Source organism: Marinobacter sp., assembly GCF_048266785.1.
Lineage (GTDB): Bacteria > Pseudomonadota > Gammaproteobacteria > Pseudomonadales > Oleiphilaceae > Marinobacter.
The window spans coordinates 87,286-99,785 of the sequence record NZ_JBLWYX010000011.1 but is presented as its reverse complement, the minus strand read 5'-3'; the positions used below and the strand labels follow the sequence as shown (position 1 = coordinate 99,785).

The window sequence follows — 12,500 nt, the reverse complement described above, 5'->3', positions numbered from 1 at the left end:
AGTGGGCTTGCAGGGTGTTTGAGGAGGAGTGCTGTGTCAGGCGCTGTTTTTGCGGGATTCCTTGATGATATCGTAAGCGTGTGTGATTTCCTGCGTACGCTCTTGTGCCATTTCACGCATGCTTTCCGGAAGGCCGCGCCCTGCGAGTTTGTCGGGGTGGTTTTCGCTCATCAGCTTGCGATAAACCTTCTTGAGTTCTGCATCGCTGACAGAGGGGGATACCCCCAGAATTTTGTAAGCATCCTCATTCTGCTGAGCGCTGGACCGTTGGCTGCCAGCCTGCCCGGCATGAGCGCCACGCAACATGGCTTCCAGTTGATCCACCTGGCTCTCGGGCAGGCCAAGGCCGCGGGCTATGCGAACCAGCATTGCGTGCTCAGCCGGGTGTATAACGCCATCTGCCGCAACCGCAGAAACCTGTACCTGAAGAAACATCTGCAGAAAAGCCGGTTGGCGACCGCTGATGCTTAAAAAGTGGTTCAGCTCTGCATCCAGATCAAAGTCTTCGGCCTTACCACGACTGAACGCGGCTTTGGCTGTTTCTCTTTGGGCTTCGTTCAGGCGAAAGCGCACAAACATGGCTTCGGCCATCTGTATTTCATCTGTCGATACAACGCCATCTGCCTTGCAAAGGGCGCCCATAACCGCAAAAACAGATTCAATAAAGCCCGATTGGATGTTCTGGAGCTTGCCAATCAGGCGGCTTTTCGCGCGGTTCAGCAGAAATGCACCCAGAGCGGCCCCCACCAGCAAACCGGGGAACTTGCCAAAGGTGTAACCAATCAGACCACCAATGATAATTGCAAACAGCATTAAAGCGTCCTTAAGGGATAATGAATCAGGCTACAGAATATACGTGTTTTTCAGTGAATCTTCATGAACAGGCTTTCATTCAGGCCATCTGTTTTTAAGTGAGCCTGGGGGTTGGCAGGTTTTTCGTGTTAAAAATATGGACTATGGCTTGCGCTTTAAATGAACCGTTGATGACTTTCGTTTCATAAGAACCGTTGATGACTCCTGACCTGTTTGCAGACCAGCCGATTGACGCGACTACCGAGATTCTTTCGGAGGGTGGGGTTGTGCTCCGGCAATTTGCTACTGCGCAAGGGCCGGATCTGCTGAGCGAGATCGAGCAGATAACGGCAGCCGCTCCATTGCGGCATATGAAGACACCCGGCGGGCACAGCATGTCTGTTGCCATGAGCTGTTGCGGAAGCTGGGGTTGGGTCACCGACGCGCGAGGGTACCGCTATCAGGCGGAGGACCCTTGTTGCGGCGCGCTCTGGCCCGCCATGCCATCCGCTTTCACCAATTTGGCCAGGTCGGCCGCATTTGCGGCGGGGTATTCGGAGTTCACGCCGGACTCCTGCCTTATCAACCGTTATGAGCCAGGCGCAAAAATGGGGCTGCATCAGGATAAGAATGAGCGCGACCTCTCGCAGCCTATTGTGTCTGTGTCTCTCGGGTTGTCCCAGGTATTTCAGTTTGGCGGGCTGACGCGGAGCGAGCGGCCAAAGAACATTCCTCTGGGGCACGGTGATGTGGTGGTGTGGGGTGGACCTTCGCGGTTACGTTACCACGGGGTGCTTACATTGAAGGCCGGAGCGCACCCGCTGACCGGCGCCAGCCGTTACAATCTGACCTTTCGCTGCGCCTGCTAACGGTTGCGTGGCTACTGAAACCATGCCACCAAAAGCCCCGCGCCCAGCGATAGCAGCATGGGGCCTGCCACATAAAGCCCTGTTTGCCGGTTACCGATCACCCAGGCCATGCCGGATTTGACCAGGTTGTTGGTGGCCGCCGCAATAACGATACCAAGAACGGCAGCGTCCATTGCCAGACCGTTGTTGGACATACGGGTGAGGGACAGGGTAATCGCATCCACGTCTGCAATGCCCGAGGTGGCCGCCAGCATATAAATACCGGCATCGCCCAGCCAGTCGTTCAGAAAAACACCAAGTAGCAGAATAGCCGTCAGCAGCAGGCCAAAAACCAGAGCGGATTTCAGATCCAGTGGGTTTTGGCCAAGCACAGGCTGGCTGACCTGGCTGGTTTCGGAATCCCTGCGCCAAAGGATGAGCGCCGGTAAATAAAGCAGAACCGTCATAACGGCCACCGGCCAGATCAGGCTTGGCAGCAGGTCACGGTTGATGACGAAGCAGTACACCAGTATGCGCGGGAACATGGTGCCACAGGCAATCAGAATGCCGGTCGCAAACTGTGCGTTCAGGGCCGGGTGCCGGTCGGCTTGGCGGGCAAAGTGCAGGGTTAGTGCGGTGGATGAGCTCAGGCCAGCAAACAGGCTGGTAAAGAGAATGCCTTTGCTGGTACCCGCCACTCGCATGGCGAAATAACCTACGAAGGATATGGATGCAATCATCACCACCATCCACCAGATTTCCCGGGGGTTAAGCACGCCACCTGGGCCCATTTGCTCGTTGGGGAGTAACGGCAGCATCACCACGGAAATAACAAGCAGCTTGAGTGCCGCATCCAGCTCGTGGGCCTGGAGTTTGCGTACCCACCCGTGAATTTCTTCCTTGTTATCCAGAAGAATCGCGGTGATGACAGCGGCGGTGGTTGCCATCACCGGGTCTACGGCCACTGCTATGGCACCAAAGCAGAACGTTAGCACCATGCTAACCATACCGGTAATGCTGAAATTGCGGATGTGATCAAGCCGTTCGCTGTAGGCCACGATTGCCATGGCGACCACGCTCAGCAAAAGAACGGGAAACGCCCAAATCGTAATTTCCTGGGCCAGAACGGCAGAAATGCCGCCCAGAAGACCAATAAGGGAAAACGTGCGAATACCGGCTATGCGCTCGCCGGATTTCTGTTCGCGGGCGCCCCAGCCCCGCTCCAGGCCTATGATGGCACCAAGAAGAAGCGCGACGGCAAGGTTCAGCGTTGTTTGATTAGCGGCCAGAAACTGGGATGCAACATCGTCCATGAACGAATGTAATTCCTTTTGATGGTATGCGGTGCCTGAATAATAGCAGCCAGCAAGGCTGGGAGCACAGGCGCCCTTACGCCGGAACCCGTATTTTGATAGACTTCGCGCCCTTTATTTTGCCGTAATCCGTAATTCAAGTGACGGCAATCCGACGTTCATTAAACCGCGCAGCCACCCGGGTACTCAAAGCTATGCTAAATACACTGAAAACCACCTGGTTTTCCAACACCAAAGGTGATCTGCTCGCAGGAATCGTGGTGGCCCTTGCCTTGATTCCGGAAGCGATTGCTTTCTCGATCATTGCTGGAGTGGATCCCAAAGTAGGGCTTTACGCCTCATTTTGTATTGCCGTGATCATCGCCTTCGTGGGCGGCCGCCCCGGGATGATCTCTGCGGCAACTGGCGCCATGGCGCTGTTAATGGTAACGCTGGTCAAGGAGCACGGCCTGGAATACCTGCTGGCCGCCACGCTGTTAACCGGTGTGATCCAGATTGTGGCGGGTTGGCTGAAGTTGGGCAGTTTGATGCGTTTTGTGTCGCGCTCGGTTGTGACGGGCTTCGTGAACGCCCTGGCCATCTTGATCTTTATGGCCCAACTGCCCGAGCTCACCAACGTAACCTGGCATGTCTACGCCATGACCGCCGCCGGACTGGGTATTATCTACCTGTTCCCTTATGTACCGGTGCTGGGAAAACTGTTGCCCTCGCCACTGATTTGCATCGTGGGTCTGACCATCGTCGCAGTGCTGTTCAATATTGACGTGCGCACCGTGGGTGATATGGGCGAACTGCCTGATACGTTGCCGATCTTTCTCTGGCCAGACGTGCCGCTGAACCTCGAAACCCTGATGATCATTCTGCCGTATTCCATTCCGCTGGCCGTAGTGGGTTTGCTGGAATCGATGATGACCGCCACCATTGTGGACGATCTGACCGATACGGAAAGTGACCGCAACCGTGAATGCCGAGGGCAGGGTATTGCCAACATCGGATCTGGCCTACTGGGTGGTATGGCTGGTTGTGCAATGATTGGCCAGTCGGTTATCAACATCAAATCAGGTGGTCGCACCCGGCTGTCCACGCTCACGGCGGGTGTGTTCCTGATGGTGATGATACTGGTGCTGGACGATGTACTGGTGCGCATTCCCATGGCCGCGCTGGTGGCGGTGATGATCATGGTGTCCATTGGTACGTTTTCCTGGGAATCCATTCGTAATCTGAAAACCCATCCGCTTTCTACCAACATTGTGATGTTGGTAACCGTGTGCGTGGTGGTGGTGACTCATAACCTGGCGCTGGGTGTGTTTGCCGGTGTACTGCTTGCGGCGCTGTTTTTTGCCAACAAGATCGGGCACTTTATGGAAGTGCAGACAACGCTGGACGAGTCCTCGGGCACACGCACCTATACAGTGACGGGGCAGGTATTTTTCAGTTCATCAGAAAAATTCGTTGCAGCGTTTGATTTCCGCGAAGTGGTCGATAAAGTGGTCATAGACGTGAGCCGTGCCCATTTCTGGGACATTACTGCGGTGGGCGCACTCGACAAAGTGGTTATCAAGTTCCGCCGTGATGGTGCGGAGGTGGAAGTGATTGGCATGAACAAGGCCAGCGCGACCATTGTTGACCGCTTCGGAGTACACGACAAGCCGGAAGGCATTGATCAGCTGATGGGCCATTAATATGCAAGACGCGACAGGAAATTCCCAGGATACACTGCAGGTTGTGGCCTGTATTGACGGCTCCGGCGCGGCGCCGGCGGTATGTGATTACGCCGCCTGGGCCAGCAAACATATGGACTCACCGCTGACCCTGCTGCACGTGCTCGATGAAGAGCGCTATCCGTCGGAGCCGGACCTGGCCGGGAATATTGGCCTGGGTAGTCGCGAGCATCTGCTCGATGAGCTGGCGCAACTGGATCGCAAACGGGCCAAACTGGCTCTGGAACACGGCAACCATATGCTGGATGAGGCCACACTCAGATTGCAGGAGGCCGGGGTTAGCGAGATCAAAAAACGCCAGCGCCACGGTGATCTTACGGAATCGCTGCTGGCCATGCAGGCTGAGATCCGTGTGCTGGTGATGGGGTTGCACGGCGAAAGCAGTTCAGACGGTGAACAACGCATTGGCAGCCAACTGGAAACCGTCATCCGTAGCATGAGCCGACCGATCCTGCTGGTACCGAATGAGTTTTCAGCGCCCAAAAGCGCCATGCTGGCTTTCGACGGCAGTGCCACGGCGTTTCGCGGAGTTGAGCACCTGGCCGCCAGTTCGGTACTCAAGGGTATGCCCCTGCACCTGGTGATGGTGGGTAATGAAACCTCAGAAGCCATGGCCCAATTGCGCAAGGCCGAGGCTATGCTGGCTCCTCTGGAGTCGGAAATTACACTGGCTATTCGAAGTGGCGAGGTAGAGCCGGTATTGCACGGTTATCAGGATGAGTTCGATATCGACATTCTGGTGATGGGCGCCTACGGCCACTCGAAAATTCGCCGCTTTTTATTGGGCAGCACGACGACCAGTATGCTGACATCGGCTAAAAAGCCGTTGGTGATTTTGCGGTAGCCAGTCACCATCGTGGATAGCGACTCATAAAAAAGGCGAAGCCGCATTGATGGTTTCGCCTTTTTTATGGCTGTGCCACGAGTTCAGGGGCCGGGTATCTCGGCCCCTGAACTCGTGGGTCTCAAATAAATTACGTGAAGGTTCTTGTTACCGGTGTATTGCCATCGTTTCATATGTGTCTACACGCAGAAAAATCAGGCGTAATATCTTTGTTGTAGTCCCACTAATTAATCAGGAGGCCTGCAGATGAGTGCACCACTGAATGGTAAAAAAATTGCATTTCTGGCAACAGACGGCGTAGAGCAAATTGAGCTAACGCGTCCTTGGAATGATTTGCAGGGAGCGGGCGCGACATTGGAATTGGTATCGCTCAAAGAGGGCGAATTAGACTGCTATCATCATCTGGATAAGGCTAAAAGTTTTCCAGTGGATAGCGTCGTTAGTAACGTAGATGCGAATTCTTATGATGCTCTGGTGCTTCCCGGTGGCGTGGCAAACCCGGATGCTTTGAGAATGGATGAGCATGCTGTCAGTTTTGTGAAGCAATTTTTCAACAAAGGGAAAACGGTGGCTTCGATTTGTCACGCGCCCTGGACCATTATTGAAGCAGGAATGGTAAAGGGCCGCACACTGGCCGCATGGCCTAGCCTTAAAACCGACATTGCTAATGCGGGCGGCACTTGGGTAGATGAGCCGGTTCACTATTCCGATGGTTTGATCAGCAGTCGCAATCCAGACGATCTGGATGCATTCTGTGCAAAGTTGATTGAGGTGCTTGCCGCCTAGTAATCACGCCTGAGTTATAACGCCCGTAGTCCCGTGCCGGGTGTTATAACTCAAGTTGCCTCGCCTGCCGCCACTCCCGAAGCCCAGGCCCATTGAAAATTGTGCCCGCCCAGATGCCCCGTTATGTCCACAACCTCGCCGATGAAGTAAAGGTTTGGGTGCTCCAGAGCCGCCATGGTTTTTGATGAAAGCTGCCGAGTGTCTACACCGCCAAGTGTGACTTCAGCCGTGCGATACCCTTCTGTTCCCGCTGGCTTCACCGTCCATTGCCTAAGCGTGTCTGAAATCTGCTCAAGGTCGCTGTTCTTGTAGCTCTGAAGCGGGCCGTTCCAGCCGAAAAGCTCGTTGAAAGCCTGCGCGAAACGCTTAGGCAAGTGCTGAATAAGGTATTGGGCAACGGTTGATTGTGGCTTCTGTTTGCGCAGGGATAGCAGGTCTTCCAGGATGTTGCGATCTGGCAGCAGGTTGATTGTCAGCGGGTCGCCGGGCTGCCAGAAGCTGGAGATCTGTAGCATCGACGGCCCGCTCAGGCCCCGGTGCGTGACCAGCATGGGCTCCCGGAAATGCTGGTTGTTGCAGGCTGTATCCACCGGGCAGCTGACGCCTGAAAGCGGTGCCAGCTGCTGTTTCAGCTCCGGGTGCAGCGTGAAAGGCACCAGCCCGGCGCGGGTGGGCAGAACTGTGAGCCCGAACTGCCGGGCAATCTCGTAACCGAATCCTGTGGCGCCCATGGTTGGGATGGATAGACCGCCGCAGGCGATAACCAGGGATTCACAGGTGAGGGTGCCTGAACTGGTGTTAACCCGGTAGTGCCCGGCGCTTTGAGCTATGCCTTTAACGCTGGTTTTCATGCGAATTTCAGCACCGGCCCAGTCGCATTCCGTCAGCAGCATGGTGAGTATGTCTTTCGCACTGTCTTTGCAGAACAGCTGGCCGGCGGCTTTCTCTTCGTGCTCGATGCCGTGGCGTTCAACAAGATCCAGAAAATGCTGCGGGGTGTAACGCTTGAGAGCGGAAATGCAGAAGCGTGGATTATCTGATAGAAAATTGGCAGGCGTGCTATTGAGGTTGGTGAAGTTACAACGCCCGCCGCCAGACATAAGGATTTTTTTGCCAGGCTTGTTGGCGTGATCCAGTACCAGAACTTTGCGCCCGCGATAACCTGCGGTAGCAGCGCACATCAGGCCGGCGGCGCCGGCACCGATAATGATTACGTCGTACTGGTTACTGGAACTTGCCGTCATTACTGCCCGCCGATTGGTTAATGAGGCGCGCAGTATACCAGCCTCAGAGCGGCTTTATGGCTCATTCCAGATGAACCGTTCCTTCCATGTAGAAAGCCGCTTGCCCGGCAATAGCAACACGGTCGCCTTTCAGCTCACAGCGTAATACACCGCCCCGTGCCGACAGTTGCCGGGCTTCAAGTTTGGTTTTGCCGAGCTTTTGGGCCCAGTAGGGCACCAGAGCACTGTGAATCGAGCCGGTAACCGGGTCTTCATCAATGCCTGAGCCGGGTGCGAAGTACCGGCTGACAAAGTCGGCCTGGTCGCCGGGGGCGGTGACAATCAGGCCCATATTGCCCAGTTGCTTCAGTATCCGCATATCCGGCTGCACAGCTCTAACTGCTGCTTCGTTTTCCAGAACGATCATGTCATTCGTGTCGCTCGGCACGTGAAAGGCCGTCGCGGGCGCATTTTTGACGGCTTCGAGAATGATTGCGGGTGTCTTCTGCTCTTCGATCGGAAGGTTAGGGAAGTCCAGAACCAGCCAGTCGTTCGGAGACTTCTGAACGCCCAGAGGACCGCTTCTGGAGTGGAAATGAATCGAATTTTCGGCCCAGCCCAGTTTGTTAAAAATGACCCAGGCGCTGGCCAGAGTGGCGTGCCCGCAAAGCGGCACCTCAATACGCGGAGTGAACCAGCGTATATGGAAGTCTGCGCCATTAGCGCCGGTTTCGCGCACGAAGAATGCCGTCTCTGCGAGATTGTTCTCGGCGGCCAGTGCCTGCATGGTTTCGTCTGGAAGCCATGCTTCCAGGGGCATAACAGCGGCCGGATTACCCTTGAAAATCTCGCCGGCAAACGCGTCTACCTGATAAATGGGGTATCTCATGTCCTGTTCTCCGGGAGCAAACGCTTGGCGTAATGGTGAGCCTTGTAGCTGGCAAACTGCGCCAGTTCACGCTCACTGTAAAAGTGTAGCTCGGGCAGAGGGTTATGATGTGTGACTACCCAGTGCTCCTGATCTGCCTGACTGATAGAAAATCCGAGATCTTCCAGCCACTGACGGCTGGTGTTTAATCCGTCCCCATACAGGACGGGAACGTTGGACTGAAGACCGAAAAGATTGTTCCGGGTTGCTGCCAGAGCGTGACTGTTTGCTATGCCCATGATGAAACTCCTTCTTCTGTTTGCGATGTTGTTATTGTCCTCCCGTGCTGACAGCCATAACAGATTCAGATAATCTGTATTTGAACCGGTACAGAGTGTAAATTCTATCATCTGTACCGTCTGCTTTTTGGGGTATCTGTACTGTTCCGGTCTGATGCCAATCTGTTGCAATAGGAGTGTTGGTTGCCTATGTGAGCGACAGCTTTCCTGATTCGGTGAGGTGAATGGAATGGGCGTTTTATATAACCAGGTAGCAGACAGGCTTCAGGCACTGATACAGGACAGCGTATACCGGGATGGAGATCGCCTGCCGGGAGTAAGAGTTTTAAGCAAACAGTTTGGAGTCAGCATTTCGACCGTGCTGCAGGCGCATCAGACGCTTGAGGCCCGTGGTTATCTTCATGCCCGGGAACGCAGTGGCTATTTCGTGCGCTTGCCCGCAGTCGATGCCCCGGAGCCGGTTATGCACAAGCATCGGAGCCGTCCGATTCCGGCCAGTGCGCGAGAGATGGCTCTTGAGCTGTGTGCCGACGAGCAAAAGCGCATGGTGCCGCTGGCGACCGCCATTCCCCATGCGGACTACCTGCCGTTGCGGCAGATTCAGCAGTGTACCCTCTGGGCGGCACGGCGTGGTCTTGAAACGCTCGACTACGCATTTCCCGGCAAAGAAGTATTTCGCCGGCAGATCGCACAGCGTATGGCCTCCGTGGGCGTGCCTGTTACGCCGGACGATGTGCTTGTTACCAATGGCGCCCAGGAAGCCATCATTCTCGGCTTGCGTGCGGTTACTCAGCCCGGTGACATAGTGGCGGTTGAGTCGCCCTCGTTCCCTGGCATTCTGCAGGCTCTGGAAGTCGTCGGGTTGCGGGCAATGGAAATTCCGACCCACCCATCCGATGGTCTCAGCCTTGAAGGCCTGCAGCTGGCCCTGGAACAGTGGCCTCTGAAAGCCTGCGTGGTGGTCACCAATCACAGCAATCCCATGGGCGCCAGAATGCCGGATGAGCGCAAGAAACAGCTGGTTTCGATGCTTGCTGCTGCCGGAGTGCCGTTGATTGAAGATGATATTTACGGAGATCTCTACCACACGGGCGAAAGGCCGAAGCCTGCCAAAGCCTTTGATCGCACGGATAACGTGATCTACTGCAATTCGTTTTCAAAAACCATTTCTCCCGGGCTCAGATTGGGCTGGATGCTTCCCGGGCGGTACATGGCCAGCGCCAGACAGCAAAAGTACTTTTCCAATCTGGCTACGGCGTCCATACCACAACTGGCGGTGGCGCATTTTCTTGAGCAAGGTGGCTATGATCGGTATTTGCGCACTGCACGGCAGAATTACCGGGAGGCGACAGAGCGTATGAGAGCGGCTGTGGCGCGGTCATTTCCTGTTGGTACCGCGGTGAGCAGGCCCCAGGGTGGCTTTGTACTCTGGGTGCAGTTACCCGCTGGCGTTTCCGGAACCCGGGTTTATCAACGTGCCCGGGCGGAAAATATTAACGTGGCACCTGGCCTGATGTTCTCGATTTCAGACAAGTTTGAATCGTGCCTGCGGCTGAACGGCGGCAATCCCTGGAGCGAACGTATCGATCAGGCAATCGCGAGGCTTGGTGCTCTTGCCCATGAGGAGCAGGCTCAAATCGATTAAGGTGGCTGGCGGGAGGTTGTTCAGAGCCCAGTGCGAAGGTTCAATGGGTCAATTAACCCGGCGGTAATGGCTATGCCCGTAATGTCGGGCAGTCGCTCCGCACCGAGTCGCTTCATTACGCGGGCTCTGTAGAGGTCAATGGTCTTGATGCTGACACCCAGTTGGTCGGCAATTTCCCGACTGCTATAGCCTTGCGCCATAGGCAGAAATACATCCCGCTCCCGGCGCGTGAGCGTTGCAATGAGCGCCTCAGTCCGTTCGTCACCCAGCTGCAGATGGCTGGAGTGTTGATGGGCCTCCAGTGCCTGCTGCACGCTGTCCAGAAGTAGCTGCTCGTTGAACGGTTTCTCGATAAAATCAAAGGCGCCAGATTTGAACGCGCGCACCACAATAGGCACATCTGCATGGCCAGACACGAAAATAATCGGCAACTCAATGCCTCGTTTTTGCAGCTCTTCCTGAACGTTAAGCCCGCCGAGGCCTGGCATCCTTACATCCAGAACCACACAGCCGCCCCGGTTGTCTCCCAGAGCGTCAAGAAACTTGCGGCCATCGCTGTACGCCTGCACGTTCAACCCGACCGACTCCAGCAGCCACTGGGTTGATTCCAGCATGCCGGCGTCGTCATCAACAACGTACACAGTGGTCGCCGCCGGGGCAGGTTGTTCACTCATCGGCTACAGCCTCCGTGTTTGGTGCGCGTTTGTTTGTTGATGCTGCCGGGAAGCGACAGGTTAGCGTAAGGCCGCCGGTTGCAGCAGGTTGAGCATCCAGAAATCCGCCAAACCCTTCAATGATGGAGCGGCTCATGGAAAGCCCAAGCCCAAGCCCCTGAGGTTTGCTGGTATAAAACGGCTGGAACATCTGTCTGATTTCCTGTTCATCAAGTCCGGGGCCTTCATCCGTGACATCAATCAGTGTCTCGCTTTCGTTATTTATCGACGTTGAGATCATCAGGCGGGAACGTAGGCCGTCTGGTTGAGAGTTCCGCGCTTCCACATTTGCTTCGATGCCATTACGGATCAGATTGATCAACACCTGCTCCAGCAATACCGGATCTGCGATGATGCTCGGCTCGCAGGTGGCAGGTGCACAGATAATCTCCACGTTGTTTTTGTCCGCGTCCCATTGGCACAGCCGGGCGACATTCGTCAGGGTCTGGTTTAGCAAAACCGCTGCGGTGCGCTTCTGGCCTTTGCGGAGAAAGGCGCGCAGGCGCCTTATGACTTCGGAAGCGCGATTGGCATGATGAATGATTTTCTCAAGACCATCGTCTACACGCTCGAGATTTTCAGGATTTGTACCGGCGCTTTTAAGGTAACGCTGGCTGGCACCGGCAAAATTGACGATTGTTGCCAGCGGCTGGTTCATTTCGTGGGCAATGCTTGAGGCCAGTTCGCCGAGAGTTGCCAATCGTGCCGTGTGGGCAAGCTCATCTGCCAGTTTGCGGCTGTTTTCTTCCGACTCCACCCGTGCCGTGATATCCCTCGATACGCTGACCACCTCAACAACCGCCCCCGTGTAGGTTTCCCGTATGGCGCGGCTTGCAATTTCGAGCCAGCGTTTGCTGCCGTCACGATGAGTTATATCCAGGGTCATGGTGGCGTAGCCGTCTTCCGTCAACAGTCTGTGACTTTCCATCAGTTGCCGGGCCGTACTGTCAATATGAAAGATATCCTCCAGCGCTTTGCCCCGGAGTTCTTCTGGCCAGTAACCGAGCAGGCGCCATGAAGCCGGGGTTGCATCGATAAAACGTCCATCCGGAGCATGACGTGAAATGAGGTCGGTGGTGTTTTCGGTGATTAGCCGGTAAAGGCGGTTCGATCGAATGGCTTGTTCGTGGGTGCGGACATCCTCTGTGGCATCTCTGCCACGGGCAAGCACCTCGCCTGTTTGCGGGCAGGGGATAAACGTCCACATGAGAATAGTGTCGTTGAACCGGGCTTCCGCATTCTCGATTGATCGTGCCTGTTGCAGGGCAGCTTTTACCAGTGCCTGCACATTCGATGGGAGCAGATCAGCGAGGCTGGGCAGGCTGTTTCCCGCCCGCAATGTTTCGGCGGCCTGATTGCTGTGTAACAGGGTGGCGCTTGCGCCAAGTATCAGGCCGGGTTGCGGATCTGCATCTGACAAACTAAAACCCATAGTAGTAACAGCGTCG

At 55.4% G+C, this 12,500-nt stretch carries 12 protein-coding genes; 5 read left to right on the top strand and 7 right to left on the bottom strand.

Features of this window, described 5'->3' with window-relative positions; translation table 11 throughout:
- Nucleotides 1-36: 36 nt before the first annotated feature.
- Nucleotides 37-813 (bottom strand): co-chaperone DjlA, encoded by a 777-nt coding sequence (gene djlA / locus ACN0V1_RS15060; RefSeq protein WP_417545773.1) that lies wholly within the window; start codon nt 811-813, stop codon nt 37-39.
- 197 nt (nt 814-1,010) lie between these two features.
- Here djlA and alkB point away from each other — a divergent pair, with 197 nt between their 5' ends.
- Complete coding sequence (gene alkB, locus ACN0V1_RS15055; RefSeq protein ID WP_417545772.1) at nt 1,011-1,661, top strand: DNA oxidative demethylase AlkB; 651 nt, start codon at nt 1,011-1,013, stop codon at nt 1,659-1,661.
- Nucleotides 1,662-1,672: 11 nt separating this feature from the next.
- On the opposite strand, the gene ACN0V1_RS15050 is transcribed toward alkB, so the two are convergent.
- Nucleotides 1,673-2,953: an MgtC/SapB family protein gene (locus ACN0V1_RS15050; RefSeq protein ID WP_417545771.1), complete on the bottom strand. Its 1,281-nt coding sequence runs from the start codon at nt 2,951-2,953 to the stop codon at nt 1,673-1,675.
- Between the two features lie 194 nt (nt 2,954-3,147).
- On the opposite strand from ACN0V1_RS15050, the gene ACN0V1_RS15045 reads away from it, so the two are divergent.
- The 3 genes from ACN0V1_RS15045 (at nt 3,148) to ACN0V1_RS15035 (ending at nt 6,304) form a co-directional block, all read left to right on the top strand.
- Entirely contained in the window at nt 3,148-4,635 is a 1,488-nt protein-coding gene (locus tag ACN0V1_RS15045; RefSeq protein WP_417545770.1) for a SulP family inorganic anion transporter, read from the top strand.
- A gap of 1 nt (nt 4,636) precedes the next feature.
- Nucleotides 4,637-5,518 carry a universal stress protein gene (locus ACN0V1_RS15040; RefSeq protein WP_417545769.1) on the top strand — a complete coding sequence of 294 codons (882 nt, stop codon included), beginning with the start codon at nt 4,637-4,639 and terminating at the stop codon, nt 5,516-5,518.
- A 246-nt stretch (nt 5,519-5,764) separates the two neighbouring features.
- Complete coding sequence (locus ACN0V1_RS15035; protein WP_417545768.1) at nt 5,765-6,304, top strand: type 1 glutamine amidotransferase domain-containing protein; 540 nt, start codon at nt 5,765-5,767, stop codon at nt 6,302-6,304.
- Between the two features lie 50 nt (nt 6,305-6,354).
- Here the strand turns inward: ACN0V1_RS15035 and ACN0V1_RS15030 are convergent, their stop codons facing one another.
- From ACN0V1_RS15030 to ACN0V1_RS15020, 3 genes are all read right to left on the bottom strand, one after another.
- Nucleotides 6,355-7,548 (bottom strand): NAD(P)/FAD-dependent oxidoreductase, encoded by a 1,194-nt coding sequence (locus ACN0V1_RS15030; RefSeq protein ID WP_417545767.1) that lies wholly within the window; start codon nt 7,546-7,548, stop codon nt 6,355-6,357.
- A gap of 61 nt (nt 7,549-7,609) precedes the next feature.
- Nucleotides 7,610-8,416, bottom strand: coding sequence for a PhzF family phenazine biosynthesis protein (locus tag ACN0V1_RS15025; RefSeq protein ID WP_417545766.1), 807 nt, complete (start codon nt 8,414-8,416; stop codon nt 7,610-7,612).
- A complete protein-coding gene (locus ACN0V1_RS15020; RefSeq protein ID WP_417545765.1) occupies nt 8,413-8,694 on the bottom strand; it encodes a hypothetical protein in 282 nt (93 codons plus the stop codon). Before ACN0V1_RS15020 ends, ACN0V1_RS15025 begins: the two co-directional genes overlap by 4 nt.
- 229 nt (nt 8,695-8,923) lie before the next feature.
- On the opposite strand from ACN0V1_RS15020, the gene ACN0V1_RS15015 reads away from it, so the two are divergent.
- Entirely contained in the window at nt 8,924-10,339 is a 1,416-nt protein-coding gene (locus ACN0V1_RS15015) for a PLP-dependent aminotransferase family protein (protein WP_417545764.1), read from the top strand.
- Nucleotides 10,340-10,359: 20 nt separating this feature from the next.
- Here the strand turns inward: ACN0V1_RS15015 and ACN0V1_RS15010 are convergent, their stop codons facing one another.
- Nucleotides 10,360-11,013 carry a response regulator transcription factor gene (locus ACN0V1_RS15010; protein ID WP_417545763.1) on the bottom strand — a complete coding sequence of 218 codons (654 nt, stop codon included), beginning with the start codon at nt 11,011-11,013 and terminating at the stop codon, nt 10,360-10,362.
- Nucleotides 11,006-12,484: a sensor histidine kinase gene (locus tag ACN0V1_RS15005; RefSeq protein WP_417545762.1), complete on the bottom strand. Its 1,479-nt coding sequence runs from the start codon at nt 12,482-12,484 to the stop codon at nt 11,006-11,008. Before ACN0V1_RS15005 ends, ACN0V1_RS15010 begins: the two co-directional genes overlap by 8 nt.
- Nucleotides 12,485-12,500: the final 16 nt, after the last annotated feature.

Excerpts from the sequence above, each read along its gene's own strand:
- ACN0V1_RS15040 (WP_417545769.1), top strand. The coding sequence starts at position 4,637 with ATGCAAGACGCGACAGGAAATTCCCAGGATACACTGCAGGTTGTGGCC.
- ACN0V1_RS15025 (WP_417545766.1), bottom strand. The coding sequence starts at position 8,416 with ATGAGATACCCCATTTATCAGGTAGACGCGTTTGCCGGCGAGATTTTC.
- ACN0V1_RS15015 (WP_417545764.1), top strand. The coding sequence starts at position 8,924 with ATGGGCGTTTTATATAACCAGGTAGCAGACAGGCTTCAGGCACTGATA.
- ACN0V1_RS15035 (WP_417545768.1), top strand. The coding sequence starts at position 5,765 with ATGAGTGCACCACTGAATGGTAAAAAAATTGCATTTCTGGCAACAGAC.
- ACN0V1_RS15020 (WP_417545765.1), bottom strand. The coding sequence starts at position 8,694 with ATGGGCATAGCAAACAGTCACGCTCTGGCAGCAACCCGGAACAATCTT.
- ACN0V1_RS15005 (WP_417545762.1), bottom strand. The coding sequence starts at position 12,484 with ATGGGTTTTAGTTTGTCAGATGCAGATCCGCAACCCGGCCTGATACTT.
- ACN0V1_RS15050 (WP_417545771.1), bottom strand. The coding sequence starts at position 2,953 with ATGGACGATGTTGCATCCCAGTTTCTGGCCGCTAATCAAACAACGCTG.
- ACN0V1_RS15030 (WP_417545767.1), bottom strand. The coding sequence starts at position 7,548 with ATGACGGCAAGTTCCAGTAACCAGTACGACGTAATCATTATCGGTGCC.
- alkB (WP_417545772.1), top strand. The coding sequence starts at position 1,011 with ATGACTCCTGACCTGTTTGCAGACCAGCCGATTGACGCGACTACCGAG.
- djlA (WP_417545773.1), bottom strand. The coding sequence starts at position 813 with ATGCTGTTTGCAATTATCATTGGTGGTCTGATTGGTTACACCTTTGGC.
- ACN0V1_RS15045 (WP_417545770.1), top strand. The coding sequence starts at position 3,148 with ATGCTAAATACACTGAAAACCACCTGGTTTTCCAACACCAAAGGTGAT.
- ACN0V1_RS15010 (WP_417545763.1), bottom strand. The coding sequence starts at position 11,013 with ATGAGTGAACAACCTGCCCCGGCGGCGACCACTGTGTACGTTGTTGAT.